Origin of the sequence: Marinithermus hydrothermalis DSM 14884, from assembly GCF_000195335.1 — a bacterium.
GTDB lineage: Bacteria > Deinococcota > Deinococci > Deinococcales > Marinithermaceae > Marinithermus > Marinithermus hydrothermalis.
Genome location: NC_015387.1, coordinates 939,549 through 953,869, shown reverse-complemented (window position 1 = coordinate 953,869; position 14,321 = coordinate 939,549). Strand labels below are relative to the sequence as shown.

General features: G+C 64.2%; 11 protein-coding genes and 1 pseudogene. 5 read left to right on the top strand and 7 right to left on the bottom strand.

All coding sequences use genetic code 11. The features are described from left to right. Positions 1-39: 39 nt before the first annotated feature. A pseudogene (locus tag MARKY_RS04900) lies at positions 40-1,141 on the top strand (transposase). A 128-nt stretch (positions 1,142-1,269) separates the two neighbouring features. On the opposite strand, the gene MARKY_RS04895 reads toward MARKY_RS04900, so the two are convergent. Both MARKY_RS04895 and MARKY_RS04890 read right to left on the bottom strand, forming a co-directional pair. Continuing rightward, on the bottom strand, positions 1,270-4,044 hold the full coding sequence (locus MARKY_RS04895) for a CRISPR-associated helicase/endonuclease Cas3 (RefSeq protein WP_013703768.1): 2,775 nt from the start codon (positions 4,042-4,044) through the stop codon (positions 1,270-1,272). A gap of 9 nt (positions 4,045-4,053) precedes the next feature. After that, positions 4,054-5,022, bottom strand: a complete 969-nt coding sequence (locus tag MARKY_RS04890) for a helix-turn-helix transcriptional regulator (protein ID WP_013703767.1) — start codon at positions 5,020-5,022, stop codon at positions 4,054-4,056. Positions 5,023-5,184: 162 nt separating this feature from the next. On the opposite strand from MARKY_RS04890, the gene MARKY_RS04885 reads away from it, so the two are divergent. Genes MARKY_RS04885 through csaB form a run of 4 tightly spaced genes read left to right on the top strand, consistent with a single transcriptional unit; the run spans position 5,185 to position 9,081 of the window. Next, complete coding sequence (locus tag MARKY_RS04885; protein ID WP_013703766.1) at positions 5,185-5,721, top strand: DUF2179 domain-containing protein; 537 nt, start codon at positions 5,185-5,187, stop codon at positions 5,719-5,721. 22 nt (positions 5,722-5,743) lie between these two features. Beyond that, the gene (udk, locus tag MARKY_RS04880; protein ID WP_013703765.1) at positions 5,744-6,361 is read left to right on the top strand and encodes a uridine kinase; all 618 of its coding nucleotides are present in this window, start codon (positions 5,744-5,746) and stop codon (positions 6,359-6,361) included. 27 nt (positions 6,362-6,388) lie between these two features. Then, complete coding sequence (locus MARKY_RS04875; RefSeq protein WP_013703764.1) at positions 6,389-8,104, top strand: DUF5693 family protein; 1,716 nt, start codon at positions 6,389-6,391, stop codon at positions 8,102-8,104. Next, positions 8,089-9,081, top strand: coding sequence for a polysaccharide pyruvyl transferase CsaB (csaB, locus tag MARKY_RS04870; RefSeq protein ID WP_013703763.1), 993 nt, complete (start codon positions 8,089-8,091; stop codon positions 9,079-9,081). The genes MARKY_RS04875 and csaB overlap by 16 nt, the downstream gene beginning before the upstream one ends. Here the strand turns inward: csaB and MARKY_RS04865 are convergent. The 5 genes from MARKY_RS04865 to pilC form a co-directional block, all read right to left on the bottom strand. Further along, positions 9,059-10,150: a hypothetical protein gene (locus tag MARKY_RS04865; protein WP_013703762.1), complete on the bottom strand. Its 1,092-nt coding sequence runs from the start codon at positions 10,148-10,150 to the stop codon at positions 9,059-9,061. The two genes, csaB and MARKY_RS04865, sit on opposite strands and share 23 nt — an antisense overlap. Beyond that, positions 10,150-10,896, bottom strand: a complete 747-nt coding sequence (locus MARKY_RS04860) for a 3'-5' exonuclease (RefSeq protein ID WP_013703761.1) — start codon at positions 10,894-10,896, stop codon at positions 10,150-10,152. Before MARKY_RS04860 ends, MARKY_RS04865 begins: the two co-directional genes overlap by 1 nt. 11 nt (positions 10,897-10,907) lie before the next feature. Further along, positions 10,908-12,344 (bottom strand): Asp-tRNA(Asn)/Glu-tRNA(Gln) amidotransferase subunit GatA, encoded by a 1,437-nt coding sequence (gene gatA / locus MARKY_RS04855; RefSeq protein WP_013703760.1) that lies wholly within the window; start codon positions 12,342-12,344, stop codon positions 10,908-10,910. A gap of 87 nt (positions 12,345-12,431) precedes the next feature. Next, on the bottom strand, positions 12,432-12,848 hold the full coding sequence (locus MARKY_RS04850; protein ID WP_245526795.1) for a cupin domain-containing protein: 417 nt from the start codon (positions 12,846-12,848) through the stop codon (positions 12,432-12,434). 242 nt (positions 12,849-13,090) lie between these two features. Further along, a complete protein-coding gene (gene pilC / locus MARKY_RS04845; protein ID WP_013703758.1) occupies positions 13,091-14,311 on the bottom strand; it encodes a type IV pilus assembly protein PilC in 1,221 nt (406 codons plus the stop codon). Positions 14,312-14,321 lie beyond the last annotated feature (10 nt).

Sequence of the window (14,321 nt, the reverse complement as noted above, 5' to 3'; positions counted from 1 at the left end):
TGAAAGGGGCCGCTGGTTTCCCGTCTGATGACGGGTGCCATGACCCAAGCGGCCCTGTCCCTACTTTGGACCCTCCTGGCCCTTTTGCCAAGCCCCCACCTCCAGGAATCCCTCAAGGCCCTGCTCTTGCTCCTCCTCCACGGCCACGGCAAGGCCAGACCCCAGCACAGCCAGGTCAAGTCCCCCTCCGCCCTCTCTCGCTTCCTCAACCGCTACCCCTGGCCCACCCGCGCTCTCATCCGCCTGGCAAGAAAAGAGGCCGAGAAAGCCCTGGACCGGGCCAGAAAGAAAAAAGGCCCCAAGCCCCGTCTCCTGGTGGTCCTGGACCTAGTCACTCTGGAGAAGCGGGGCCGTTTCCAGGCCCTGCCCCTCTCCTTTTTTCACGGCAAGTGGGGACTCCATCTGGTGGTCCTCTACCTCGTCTACGGAGACCTCCGCATCCCTTGGGCCTACCGCCTCTGGCGGGGCAAGGGGGAGAAGGCCCCCTCCCGCCTGGCCCCTAAGCCTCCTGGCCTCTCTGCCCCCCTGGATGCGCCGGGCCTTCCGGATACGGGTGGCCGCGGATGCGGCCTTTGGCACCACCCGGTTCCTTTTCGGGGTGAAGCGGTTGGGTTTTGAAGCGGTGGTGGGGATGCGGCGGGACCGGAGGCTGCGGGGAGGGGGGAGGCTTGGGAACCTCAGGCGGCAGGGGAGCCGGGTCTACCTTTGGGGGCTTTCCTTCCCGGTCTGGGTGGCCTGGTACCGCTACCCCCTGCCCCAAGGGGGCTGGGAGTGGCGGTACGTGGTGGCCACCTTTCCCGCCACGCCCCGGACGGCGCTCACTTGGGGAAAGAGGCGGTTTGCCATAGAGCACTTCTTCCGCGCCGCGAAAAGCGAGTTCTCCCTGGGGCAGTTTGGGCAGCGGACGGCTTTGGGGGTGCACCGTTTTCTGGTGCTTTCCCTTCTGGCCTACCTGTTGGCCCACTGGGTGGGCATGGAGGGGGAAGGAAGCTGGCGGGAGGCCAGGGAGCGGGCGGCGCGGGTTCTCTTGCCTGAGCTCGTGGTGCAGCTCGCCCTGCGGGAGCTCTATGCCCTGGGTCTCTGGCCGCCGGGGGGAGGGGGTGAAGGTTTATGCGGGATATGCGGGAGGTGCAAGTTTTGAGCTTACCTTCTTTGGATAGAAAGCACACGTTACCTTTCCTCAGCTTTAAAACACACCAAAGGACTGAAAAGGAGGTTTAACGAATCCTTAACCAATTCCAATTCAAAACGAAATACAGACCACTGGGGTTATCCCGTGAAGTACGTTATGCCTAGCTCCGGATCAAGGTCCACCCGAATCCTTCCAAAATCCCGCCCCACCTCTAGAGGTCTAAGGTTTCTTAAGAGCCCACTCTTTCGCCAGGCCGGGGGCGGCTCTTCCTTGAGGAGAATCTGAGGAATGGGTGTACGTGAAAGGCGGACAGCTCGACCCCAAAGGGCCAGGGCTTCCTCTTTGGTAAGGTCACCCTTTAGCTTAATCCTGCACTTCCCTTGCGGGTCCATGAACCACCCTTCCCCTATCCGGTAGAGAGGAACCACAGGTACGCTAGGATCTCCCAAGCGGGTAAGAAAGCGTTGGGTGCGCTCGTCCTCTGCCTCGTCGTCCAAGCGAAACTCCGCCGCCAAGGCCGCTGTGTCTGTCTGAGAGAAGAGCATCTCCAAATCAGAGAGGGCCAAGTTCTCGGCGATCTTAGCCTCCTGCGCCCACCGCTCCATAAGTGCAGCGAAACTCTCTTCTGCACGTTTTCTGAGCTCTACAGGGAAAACATCAGGCGTGCGCTCGTAAACCTCCTCCAGGAGGACCTCGAGACCCTGGGGCACCGCAAGGGCTTTCCGTTCTTGTAGGGAAAGCCACGTGGAGAGCAGCACGTAGTCCTCGTACACCCGGTTCCAATGGAGATCACGGCCAAACTCCGGTCCCTGGTCTATCCCGCCCACCATCAATACTGGTTCTGGGTGGTTTTCAGGTCTGGCCCTTTCATGCCGCCAGAGCCGCCCTGCCCGCTGGAAGAGGAGGTCCATGGGAGCAAGGTCCGTATAGAGGAGGTCAAAATCCAGGTCTAGGCTCTGCTCCGCTACCTGGGTGGCTACCAGTACAGCTTTTTGGGGCCTTGGCCCGTGCTTGCCGAAGAGGGCTAAGGCAATCCCTTCTCTCAAAGCTCGCTCCTCAGCGGGAAAGCGGGCGTGGAGGAGGAAAATCAGGGTGCCGTCCTGGAGGCGCTTGCCCACCACATAGTGCCCCTTCTCCTCTCGAGCTTTCCGTAACTCCGGCCAGGGCCCTTTGTCCAAGCCTTTCCCAAGGAGGTCTAGAATTTCGGCCAGGGTGAGGCGTTCCCCTTCTCCCAAGGCCCGGTAAAGCGCCTGGGCCCTGTCCACAGTGTTCACGATGGCGCCCACAACACCAGGGAGCTTTTCCCGTAGAGTGTCCGACAGGACGGACACATCTATAGGCGCAGACTCCAGGTGGACGCTCTTCTGAAGCGTTAGGGAGAGGCTCTTTGCTCCTAAAAGCCCTTTCCCGAATGCAGCCACTCGAGGGTAGGGCGGGAGTGCTTCTCGAGTGGCACCCCAGGCGGAGAGGAGTTCTTCTCGTTTCCTCCTGGGCAGGGTAGCGGTCATGAGGACTACGCTGGAACCTAGCGCCCGGAGCCAGCGGAGAAGAGCTTTTAAAAGGCCGGAAGTGTAGGTGTCGTAGGCGTGAACCTCGTCCAGGATCACCACCCGGTTCATGAGGCCCCAAAGGCGGATGAAGTGGTGCTTCACTTTGAGCACGCCTAAAAGGGCCTGGTCCAGGGTGCCCACTCCGTGGGGAGAAAGCATGGCTCGCTTCTTGGCAGAGAACCAGCTTGAGGCAACTACAGCCGCCTTTTCCGCCTCCTGAAAGTATTTCTCGGGTAAGGAATCCGCTTCGTATACTTGAGTAGGGCGGGCTTTCTCCAGAAGTGCCTCGTACTGGGGGTTCAGCACCGCTGCGCCGTGCTGGAGTTGGAGGTCCAGGAGGATACCGTCTTTGAACTTCTCCAGGAACTCCTTCACCCGGAGGAAGAAGCCGTTGGCCGTAGCCTGAGTGGGAAGGGCCACGTAGAGGCCTCGGTGCCCCACCTTCCCCTGTAAGAGGTGGTAGGCGTAGAGGGCAGCTTCCGTCTTACCCAACCCCATAGGGGCCTCTACCAGGAGGAGAACAGGGGTTTGGGCTTCTTGTAAAAGATCGGCGGTAGTTTCCTGAAGCACGTTAGGCGGGAAGGGGAAAAGCGCCTGGAAAGGTTTTTCTGGAAGGGGTTCCCTGGAAGTCCATCCAATGCGGTTCAGGGCCTTGTGGGCTAGGCTCAAAGCCTCTTCCCAGTAGCTGGTATCCAGGGGATGACGTCCGTAGGGGAAGAAATTAGGATCAGAGGCGATCCAGTCGGCAAAAGAAGTAAGGGCCATGACGCGAAGAACAGCCTCGGGCGGAGCCTCCCTCGCTTGCGGCGCTCTCACCTCCACGGCCTCCCACAAGCGCTCCACCAAAAAGGCCCGTGCCTCATGCCAAAGAGGGGTTTCGAGGCATAGGTGGAGGCCGGCTTTCTTCTTCTCTGCCTCTTGCGCTGGAAACCCATGGTGGGCTCCAAGAGCCCAGGACAAGCGCCTCGCCATCCTTCGTGGAAGACCTTTTGCCTTCAAGAACTCGTAACTTAGTACCTCTGTAAAGACCCCGTGAGCTACCCAAAACTCCTTCTGCCCTACCCGCTCCTCATCCCAGGAAAACCCCGCTTCCTTCACCTGCTCGGCACCTTCAGGCCAGGCTGCCTGGAAGACCGGGCTCGCTTTACCTAGGTCGTGAAGGCCAACCAAAAAGGCCACAAAGCGCAGCGCCTCCTCTTCTGGTAAACCCCAATCCCTGGCATAAAGCTTGCGGGTCCGCCCCGGTTCCCGCTTAAGAATAGCGAGGGCTACCGCCGCTGCATCCAGCATATGAGCGAGGAGAGGATGCGGGGGCTCGCCACTCTTGGCCCAAAGGGTGAGGGCGGCTTCCTTCAGTTGCATACTTTCACCCTAGCCTTGCTTCCCGACAGGTTCTGACGCTTTTGCTAGCACCTGCCGAGCTTCTTCCAACCAAAGCGCTCTCAGCTCGGGAGGGGAAAGTACCTCTACTCTTGGACCAAAACTCTGCACCCAAGCCAAAACCTCCCAAGGCACCCCTCCCTTGAACGGAGCGGCTAAGATCCGGGCCTGAAGGCTTCCATCAGGGAACTTTTCCTCCACCTCAAGCCCCGGATACTCTCCCTCCAACACCCTCCAAGCCGCCTCGGGAGCAAAGCGCAGGCACACCTCTACCGCTTTTTCCTTTACCCCCACCACGCCCCATGCCTGGTGAAGGTACTCGTTCGGGTCAAAGTCCCCTGGAATCTCATAGGTCTCCTCTAGCAGTCGAGTGTTGCGCATGCGGGAAAGCTTGAAGGTGAGCACCTTCTTGTGGTAGCTCCGCTCGTAACCGATGGCGTAAAGGCTTAGGTTGGTGCGATTCGCTTCCAAGAAATAGACCAGAAGTTCCTTGGGTCGCCAGTTCTTGGATCCCCCGGAACGGTACTCAAACGCCAGCACCCGTTTTTCCAGAAGGGCTCGAGCCACCATTTCCAAGGTGCGGCTATCCCCCCTCCGGCTCTCCAGGCCTTCGGTGCTGCGCAGGAGGAGGGTGCGCAGGGGCTCGGGGAGGGTACGAGCTAGCTTTTCCAAAGCGCTTTTGTATTGGCGAGTAGGGGCTTGATGGTAGATTAATCGTCCTGCAGCGAAAAGCGCTAAGGCCTCCACGGGTTGCAACGCTGACGGGCGGTCTTTCACGCGATAAAGTCCCCGCCCCACCCGCTCTACTTCATGCCCCAAGGTGGCAAGAGCCATGAGGTCCCGCTCTACTGTTCGTTCGCTCACTCCGTAACGGCGGGCTAGGTCGGAGACTCGCATAGGCCTCAGCTTTAAAGCTTCCAGCATACTCATAAGCCTCTGGGTTTTAGTAACTTGGGGCATATTTTCAGGGTACCTCCTACTCCAAAGTGCGAGAAGGTCAAACCCGCGAAAAATCGAGGGAAGTGTTGAAGGAGTGGCTTAGGGTCACTCATTCAACCCCAGCCCTCAACACGCCCTGAACCCACGCTGTTTTCAGTCGGGTGCAGTAGGCTGGTAAGCGGTATGGAAGCGCTCCTCGGCGCCTTGCTAATCTTCGCCCTGCGCGTCACCGACGTCACCATCGGTACCCTCCGCCTCCTCTACATGGTGCGCGGGGCGCGGACTGTCGCGGCCGGGCTGGGGTTTCTCGAGTCCTTGATCTGGATCACGGCCACCACGCAGGTCTTCCGGCACTTGGACAACCTCTGGAACCTCTTCGGGTACGCCCTGGGGTTCGCTGCGGGGATCGCGTTTGGGATCACGGTGGAGGGCTGGATCGCCGCGGGGTACATCCTGGTGCGCATCATCCATAAGGAGGCTCCCCACGAGCTTGTGCGCGCTTTGCGGGAGCAGAAGTTCGGGGTGACCCTGGTGCGCGGCGAGGGGCGGGATGGCGCGGTCTGGATCCTGTTCGTGGTGGCACCACGCCGCCGGGGACAGGTGCTACTGGAGGCGGTCCAGACCCTTGCCCCTCAGGCCTTCGTCACAATCGAGTCAGTGACGCAAGCGATTGGCGGGTACCTGCCGCGCTTGGCTCCAGCACACACCGTGCGCAAGTGAGTATGATGGGCGGGGTGAGGTCATGAAGCCCTTTGTGATCGGCATTGCGGGCGGTACCGGGAGCGGCAAAACAACCGTGACCGAGCGGGTCATCGAAACCGTGGGGCGGGATCGTGTCGCCCTGGTGCCCATGGACAACTACTACAAGGACCAGTCCCACCTTCCCTTCGAGGAACGCACGCGCATCAACTACGACCACCCTGCGGCCTTCGACACCGGGCTTCTCCTCGAGCACCTCGAGGCCCTGATGAACGGCGTGCCGATCGAGATGCCGTTGTACTCGTTCACGGAGCACGTGCGGCTTTTGGAGACCGCTACGGTCGCCCCGGCACCCGTGGTGGTCATCGAGGGCATCCTGGCCCTGTACGACGAGCACCTGCGGCGCTTGATGGACCTCAAGGTCTTCGTGGACGCGGACCCGGACGTGCGGTTCATCCGGCGGCTCGAGCGCGACATCCGGGAGCGGGGCCGTACCCTGGAGTCCGTGATTCGGCAGTACCTGGAGTTCGTGCGGCCCATGCACCTTTCCTTCGTGGAGCCCACCAAGCGGTACGCGGACGTGATCATTCCGCGCGGGGGGCACAACCAGCCCGCCCTCGAGATGCTGGTGAGCCGCATCCGGACCTTGATCGAGGTATAGCCCCTCCCCCCTCGGAGGTGCACTCCGGTGAGACGCTGGCTGAACCTGATCCTGTTTTTGTCCCTCATTCCGAGCCTGCTGAGCCTCGCGCCCCGCCTCGAGGCCGAACGCCCTGGCCCGGTCGTGCTGATGCTAGACGGCAACGCGGCCCTGGAGGAAGCAGCCCGGCGTGGCGTCTCCTTGCCGGACCTGCTCGCTGAATACCGGAAGCTGGGCGTGCGGGGTGTGGGGGTTTATGAAAGTACCGTTGCCGATCTGGTCCGCGCAGGGCGGGTGTTATACCAGCCGGGCGCGACCCTGCGGTTGTTGTTTCCCGAGGCGGGGTTTGATCCCGGGTGGTACTACGCAACGGGGGACGAGGCCGTGCTTTCCCGGCTACGCACCGCTTGGCGGCTCCCGCAGCACCGCGTCTACTGGGAAGGACGGGTCTGGCTGGGGTTCCCCGTCAATGTGGAGAAGTTCCCTGTAGGGCCGCCGGATGAGCTGCTCGAGCTCTACCGTCAGGGGTATTACATCGGGTACCGCCCCATCAACCACCCGGACCGCGCCTACCCGGTTGCGTTCCCTGAGGGCGTTTCCATCGTGATCTTTGCCGGTACCGAGGCGCTGGGCTACCCGGATCATCTTCAGGAGGTTGCCCGGGGATTGCCTGTTCCCGTCGCGTTTATTGAAGGGGCGCGCCAGGCTGGGTTCGACGCGATCGCTGCGCGTGTGCCTGTGTTGCGCCTCTTCAGTCTGCAGGCGGAGTGGCAGCTCAAGCTGGCTCCGGAGGTCGCGGCGGACAAGTATCTTCTCGCGGCCCGTGAGCGCGGACACCAGATCCTGTACTTCCGGCCTTACCCTACCCCGGAGCGCACCGAACGCTTCCTCCGGCGCATCACCGAGGGCCTCGAGGCCTCCGGCATTCCCTTGGGGGAGCCGCGGGTGCGGGAGTTCACCCCGTCCCCGCTGCGGTACGCGGCCTGGGCGGGGGTCGCGGCGGGGCTTGGGCTGCTCGCCCTGGGGTACCCCCAGCCCCTGGGCGCGCTGCTAGCGCTCGGGCTGGTCGGGGGAGCGTGGGCGTACGCCGGGGCTTATGCCGGGCCGCTACTCGCCGCGCTGGTGTTTCCGGTGCTGGGGTTCGTGAGCGGAGCACGCGGGTTTGCTATGTGGGGGGCCGCGACCGGGTACGCCCTCGCGGGGGCCGTCCTTCTCTCCGCGCTTGGCAGCCAGCCAGAAACGGTCCTGGGCCTCATTCCCTTCAAGGGCGTTTCCCTCACGCTGCTCGTGCCGCCCGTGCTCGTCGCGTTTTCCTTCCTGCCCAAGCGGCCCGTCCCGCAAAGCCTAGCCGCGCTCTGGAACCATCCCGTGCGCCTGGGGGAGGTCGCCCTGGCCCTCGCGGCCCTCGCGGCGCTGGCCTTGGTCTTCCTCCGTCGCGGGAACGACGCACCGATCGTGCTGGACCTCGAGCTTCAGCTGCGCGCGTGGCTTTCGGACTGGATGGTGCGTCCGCGCTTTAAGGAGTTGTTGGGGCACGGTATGGCGGTCGTCGCGTGGGGCGCGGCCTGGCCGGCCTGGGTGCGTAACGGCATGCTCTTGTTCGTCGCGATCGGGGAGGCTTCGATCCTCAACACGTTCTCGCACTACCACACGCCGCTTGGGGTATCGTTAGCCCGCACCTTGAACGGGATGGTGGCGGGGCTTATGCTGGGGGCAGCTGCGCTCATCATTATCCGGGGGATTCGGCGATGGTGGTCGGCCTGAGCGGCTACTACGGGTATCGTAACGCCGGGGATGAAGCGATTCTGGAAGCGATCATCCGCGAGCTCAAGGCTCGAGGCCACGACCCCCTGGTGTTCTCCGCGCGTCCGGAGGAGACCGCGGCGCGCTACCGCGTCCGGGCCGCGTCCCGCACCAACCCCTTCGCCGTGTGGCACGCGATCCGGACGGTAGACCTGCTCCTTTCGGGTGGGGGTGGGCTCCTCCAGGACCGCACTTCGGCGCGCAGCCTGGGGTACTACCTCGCCGTGATTCGCCTCGCTCGGGCGCACGGCAAGCCCGTTTGGGTGTTCAACCAGTCCCTCGGCCCCCTCTCGTCGCGCGGGGAGGCCTGGGTGCGCCGCGCGTTGCGGGACGTTCCCTTGATCCTGCGCGACAAAGCCTCGTTCCAGTACGCCCGCGCCCTTGGCCTGAACGCCCACCTCGGCGCGGATCCGGCGCTGCTTCTCGAGCCGCCTCCCGCGCACCGTGAGGAGCGCCTGGTCGTTGTGGTGCCGCGCGGGAAGCTCCCGGAGGCCAACCGCACGCTGCTTCAGGCCGCGCAACAGCTACAATCCCTGGGGTACGAGGTGGCCGCCGTCGCCTTGCAACCGCACCACGACGACGACGCCATCGCTCTGTTCGAGGGCTTCACCCGGGAAATCGCCTGGGATCCCCGCCGGGCCCGGTACCTGTTCGCGCAGGCCGGGTACGTGCTCTCCATTCGGTTACACGGCCTGATCCTCGCCGCCGCGAGCGGCACCCCGTACGCCGGTCTGAGTTACGACCCCAAGGTGCAGGCCTTTTGTGAAGAAACCGGCGCGCCGTACTGGTCCCTTCCCGGGAACGCGAACGCCTTGGTGCGTTGTGTGGAGGAACACCGCGAACCCACCTGGTCCTGGGTGCACGCTATGAAGGAACGCGCAGCCTCGAGCTTCGATGCGGTGCTGGGCTCGAGGATCAGGACATCAAACGGTTCCTGAGCGAAAGCGCGTACTCCGCAAGGTGCCCTAACGCGTCCGCGACCGTCTCTCGCAGCAGGTACTCTCCCGGTGCGAGCCGCCTGAGGAGCAAGAACGGTGGTCCCGCCAGCACCTCGAGGATGGCGGCAACCGTTTCCCGATCGATGCCGCTCTCCCCGAGGTTCTCCATGAGGTCCTCGAGCAGGAAGACCTGCTGCGCGGGGTAGTCCGTGAGTGCGATCAACACCGTGGAGAAGGCGGCGCGTTCCCCCACCCAGCGGTCGATCTCGTGGGCCAACGCCTCGACGGCGTCCAGGTCGACCCGCCCCTGCTTCAGTAAGCGCTCGAGTTCAACTGGCCCTACGGGGAAGAGGCTCCGCAGCCGCGCGAGGTGCGTCAGGGCCTCCGGGGTGACCAAGGCGAGCCGCAGTTCGCGGAGCTCGGCCTTGACGGCTTCCTTCTCCGACTCGGTGACGACCACGGCGGCGTACGCCACCCGCCCCTCCCGGCGCGCGGCCAGGAGGTCCTTGAGGTCCACCTCGCCGTAACGCCCCAGGGCCACGGCGTACCCGCGCCGTCCCAGGTGGGCGCGGTAGATGGGCGCTCGCTGGTCCTGAACGCGCTGGAATCCCAGCGTCTCGAGGGCTTGCACGTACGCTGGGGACGGTTCGCTGCCCTCTTGGGGGTACAGGACGGTCTTGGGGTACGGAGTAACCCGCACCCGTTTCGGGGCTGGTTTTCCTGCGGGTTGCGCCTCCACCTCGACCGGTTCCCGCACCGGTTCTGCTTTGGCCGCGACCGCAGGGCGGGGTTTAGGCTGCCGGGCTGTCGCCGCCTCCAGGGCGATGCTGCCGTCCTCCTGAAGCGTCAGCCAGATGATGTCGTTGATACCCAAGCGGCGCTTTTGGTAGTACGGCGCGAGTCCTTCGACCCGCCCGTCCGCCCGGTTGACCCAGCACTCCCACACCTCACCGTCCTCGTCCACGAAGCGAGCGCGTTCCACGCCCTCCAGCATCTCGCGCAAGGTCCGGGTGAGGCTCATGGTGCCGGTGTGCAAGCATGCGCTGGTTAACACGTACCGTCCCCGCATTAGACCTCCCCCAAAGCCCGAGCCTTTCCGGCCGTCAGCATGTAATACAGTTCGTAGGCCACGGCGAGCGTGGCCTCCGCATCCTCGAACGCGCGATGCCGGCTCCGTTTTGGAACCTCGAACACCTCGATAAGGTGGTCTAAACTCCTGCGTCTCATTCCCGGCAACGCCCTCCGCGCCCACTGCACTGTGTCAATAACTTCGTTTCGTATTGTAACACTCAGCTTAGCAAACCGCGGGCGCAAAAACCCCAGATCAAACGGAGCGTTCTGAATCACCAGCGTCGCGCCTTCCAGGAGCGGCACGACCTCCTCGAGCACCGTGTACACGTCCGGCTGATCCCGCACGTCCCCCGAACGAATCCCTGTAAGGCGCGTGATTCTCGGCGGTATGGGCCGGCCGGGGTTGACGAGGCGGCTGTACTCGAGGCGGCGCGCGCCTTCCACGCGGATCAAGGCTACCTCGATGATCTCGTCGCGTTCCGGGCTTAGTCCCGTGGTCTCGAGGTCCAGCACGACCACGGGTTCTCCCGGCGGTGGGAAGGCGTACCGCCACTCCCAAAGCCCTACCCTTCCGCCCTCCTGCCAGAACCGGCCGTCCAGCACCTCGCGTAAAAAGCGTTCCGACGAGGGGACGCGCCGCGCCGCGAGGAGGTGCGCGGCCAGTACCTCGGGGGAGGCGGGTTGTTTCGCTTCCCGCAGCAGGCGTACCAAACGGCTCGCCAGGCGGTAGGGGGCCGGGATCATCGAAGTCTCCGCTAAGCGACGGGCGCCACCTGAAGGTACGCTGCGTCCGTGGCGCGTTCGAAGGCCATGGACAAGGTGAAGAGCCGCTCGTCCTCGAGGGCGCGCCCGATGAGCTGCACCGCGACGGGGAGGCCGTCCTCATTCCCCGCGGGCAGGCTCAGCCCCGGGAGTCCGGCCAGGTTCACCGCTACGGTGTTCGTATCGGAAAGGTACATCGCGAGCGGGTCCTGGGTCTTCTCCCCGAGCTTGAAGGCCGGGGTGGGGCTCGTGGGGGTGAGCAGGACGTCCGCCTGCGCAAAGGCCGCTTCGAAGTCCTGGTAGATCCGCCGGCGTGCCTTGAGGGCCTTACCGTAGTAGGCGTCGTAGTACCCCGAGGAGAGGGCGAAGGTACCCATCAAGACGCGGCGACGCACCTCGGGGCCGAATCCCTCGGCGCGCGAGCGCATCATCACCTCCACGAGGTCCTCCCCCTCGCTCCGGTAGGAGAACAGGGTGCCGTCGTAGCGCGCGAGGTTGGAGGACGCCTCCGAGGTCGCGACCAAGTAGTACGCGGCGAGGGCGTACTCCAGGCTGGGCAGGCTCACCTCCACGAACCGCACCCCAAGCCCCTCCATCACCGTGCGGAATCGCTCGACGGCCTCCAGAACCCCCGGGGTGTTGCCCGCCTCGAGGGCCTCCTTGACCATCCCGATGGTCAGGCCCTCCACCCGTGCTTCGAGCGCCTCCACGAACCGCGGCGGGACCTCGAGGCTCGTCGCGTCCCGCGGGTCCGGCCCGGCGATGACGTCCATCAAAAGGGCCAGATCCCGCGTGGAGCGCGCGAAGGGGCCGATCTGGTCGAGGCTCGAGGCGAAGGCCACCAGCCCGTACCGGGAGACGCGACCGTAGGTGGGCTTGAAGCCCAGCACGCCCGTGAAGGCCGCGGGCTGGCGGACCGACCCGCCCGTGTCCGAACCGAGCGCGACCGGTGCGAGGTCCGCGGCGACGGCGGCGGCGGACCCGCCGGAGGAGCCGCCGGGCACCCGCTCGAGGTCCCAGGGGTTCCGGGTGGCCCCGAAGTGGGAGTACTCGCACGAGGAGCCCATGGCGAACTCGTCCAGGTTGGTCTTCCCTAGGATCACCGCCCCAGCCTCGCGGAGGCGTTGGATCACGGTGGCGTCGTAGGGGGGCACGAAACGCTCGAGGCTTTTCGAGGCGCAGGTGGTGCGGAGGCCGCGCGTTACGATGTTGTCCTTTACCGCGACCGGCACGCCCGCCAGGGGCAACGCCTCCCCTTGGCGCATCCGTTCGGCGACCGCTTCCGCTTCGCTCAGCGCCTCGGGATTGATCGTGATGTAGGCGTTCAGCTTGGGGTTCAGGTCGGTGACGCGCTCCAGGTAGCGCCGGGTGACCTCCACGGGGCTCATCTCGCCCGCGCGAACCCGGCGAACGATCTCATGCGCATGCATACTGTGGCTCATGATACCGCACCAGCCCCGCCCTCCCGAAACGCCCTCTGTGCTTAAGGGGCTGTTCGGTCCTTTTTCTTCGGGTCGCTACGGCGAGGCTTCCGTCAGTTCGGGGAAGCGCACCCCTTCCCACACGTCGATGAAGGCGCAACCCTTGTGCAGTTTGGCGGCGTGCGGCACGCCGGCGGGGATGTGGTAGCTGTCCCCTTTGCGGAGCACGTGGTGTACCCCGCCGATGGTTAACTCGACCACGCCCTCCACCACGATCCCCCACTGGCCTTCGTGTGCGTGCTCGGGGACCTCGATCTCCTCGGTGCACTCGAAGAACCCCACCTGGCCGCCCTTGCCCGAGATCACCGCGGCCTTGAGGCCCGGCCAGGCGTCCACGCGGTGAAACCCCTTGAACCACTCGGGAAACCCCATACGCACCTCCGGTGCCCCCAGTATAGCGCTCGAGCCGGGCGCCGGGGGGTGGGTCAGGAGCGTTTCTACGCGTTTCAGCATGTAAATTTACTTGATGCGAAAGCTAAAACAATATCCGCTATTGCGAACAGAAGGCACGGCCTGCACCGACTATTGGGTCCTGGTCGCCCTTACCGGGCCGCTCTCCAAGATCACAGCCGCGTCAACCGCAGCACCTCCTCCAGCCGCGCGGTCGACCCCGTCTTCGCAGATCCTCACCCCTCAGCCCGCATGAAAGCGCGGTTCTCGCCGTAATCCTCGAGGCCGCGCCGCCCCCGCGCGGGCTACTGTAGGGAGAGCGTGTTGATGATCTGGAAGAGCGGCAAAAACATCCCCGCTACGATCAAGGCCACGATCACGCCCAGGAAGATGATCATGACCGGTTCGATCGCCGCGGTCAGGCTCGCGATGGCCTCCTCCACCTCGCGCTCGTAGAAATCCCCGATCTTCTGGAGCATACTATCCAGTGCGCCGGTCTCCTCCCCGATCGCGACCATGGAGGCCACCATCGGCGGGAAGACCGCCGGGTACTGGAGGAAGGTAGCGTGAATCGGCTCACCCACCTGGATCGCTTCCTTCGTCTCCTCCAGGATATCCTCCACCACGGCGTTCCCAGCCGTTCCCCGCGTGATCTCCATCGCCTCGACCACGTTCACGCCGCTGGAGATCAGAAGCCCGAAGGTACGCGCGAACCGGGCCAGGGCGCTGCGTTTGTTCAGGCTGCCGAACACCGGCATCCGCAGCTTGATCCGGTCCACGACGCGCCGCCCGCGTTCCGTCCGGTAGTACATCCGGTACAAGGGGTACCCTACCGCCACAAGCAGCACGAACACCCAGGTGTACGCGCGCAACAGGTCCGACACCGCAATCAAAAAACGCGTCAGGACCGGGAGCTCCGACCCCAGGTCCGTCAGGATCTGCGCGAACTGCGGCACGATCCCCGCCAGCAAAAAGTACGTCACCCCGATCGCGAAGACCAAGACGATCGCCGGGTAGGTCATCGCGGATCGGATCTTGCCGCGCAGCTCGAGCTCCTTCTCCAGAAAGGTAGCGAGGCGCTCCAGGACCAAATCCAAGGTGCCCGAGGTCTCCCCGGCGCGCACCAGGTTGATGTAGAGCCGGGTAAAGGCGCTGTGCTTCTTCAACGCGTCGCTAAACGGCTCGCCCCCCTCTACATCCGTGCGGATCTCCTTCAGGATCCCCTTGAACTTCTTGTTCTCGGCCTGCCGCTCCAGGATCGCCAGCGCCTGCACGATCGGCAGACCCGCGGAGAGCATCGTGGCGAGCTGCCGGCTAAAGATCGCCACGTCCTTGAGGCTCGGGCCGCGCTCGAGACCGGGGATCTTCACCTCGGCCTGCAAGCCCCGGCCGGGCTCCTTGAGTTCCGCGATGAAGTACCCCTTTTCCCGCAGGATGCGAGCCGCCTCGCGGATGTTCTCCGCCTCGATGGTAGCGCTCAGGACCCTGCCCTGGCGGTCGCGCGCCTTGTACTGGTACACCGGCATCTTGCGGTTA

Bases quoted from the DNA above. Each gene is read 5' to 3' on its own strand.
- udk (WP_013703765.1), top strand. From the start codon at position 5,744: ATGAAGCCCTTTGTGATCGGCATTGCGGGCGGTACCGGGAGCGGCAAA.
- MARKY_RS04895 (WP_013703768.1), bottom strand. From the start codon at position 4,044: ATGCAACTGAAGGAAGCCGCCCTCACCCTTTGGGCCAAGAGTGGCGAG.
- MARKY_RS04885 (WP_013703766.1), top strand. From the start codon at position 5,185: ATGGAAGCGCTCCTCGGCGCCTTGCTAATCTTCGCCCTGCGCGTCACC.
- MARKY_RS04860 (WP_013703761.1), bottom strand. From the start codon at position 10,896: ATGATCCCGGCCCCCTACCGCCTGGCGAGCCGTTTGGTACGCCTGCTG.
- MARKY_RS04890 (WP_013703767.1), bottom strand. From the start codon at position 5,022: ATGCCCCAAGTTACTAAAACCCAGAGGCTTATGAGTATGCTGGAAGCT.
- pilC (WP_013703758.1), bottom strand. From the start codon at position 14,311: ATGCCGGTGTACCAGTACAAGGCGCGCGACCGCCAGGGCAGGGTCCTG.
- csaB (WP_013703763.1), top strand. From the start codon at position 8,089: ATGGTGGTCGGCCTGAGCGGCTACTACGGGTATCGTAACGCCGGGGAT.
- gatA (WP_013703760.1), bottom strand. From the start codon at position 12,344: ATGCATGCGCATGAGATCGTTCGCCGGGTTCGCGCGGGCGAGATGAGC.
- MARKY_RS04850 (WP_245526795.1), bottom strand. From the start codon at position 12,848: ATGCTGAAACGCGTAGAAACGCTCCTGACCCACCCCCCGGCGCCCGGC.
- MARKY_RS04865 (WP_013703762.1), bottom strand. From the start codon at position 10,150: ATGCGGGGACGGTACGTGTTAACCAGCGCATGCTTGCACACCGGCACC.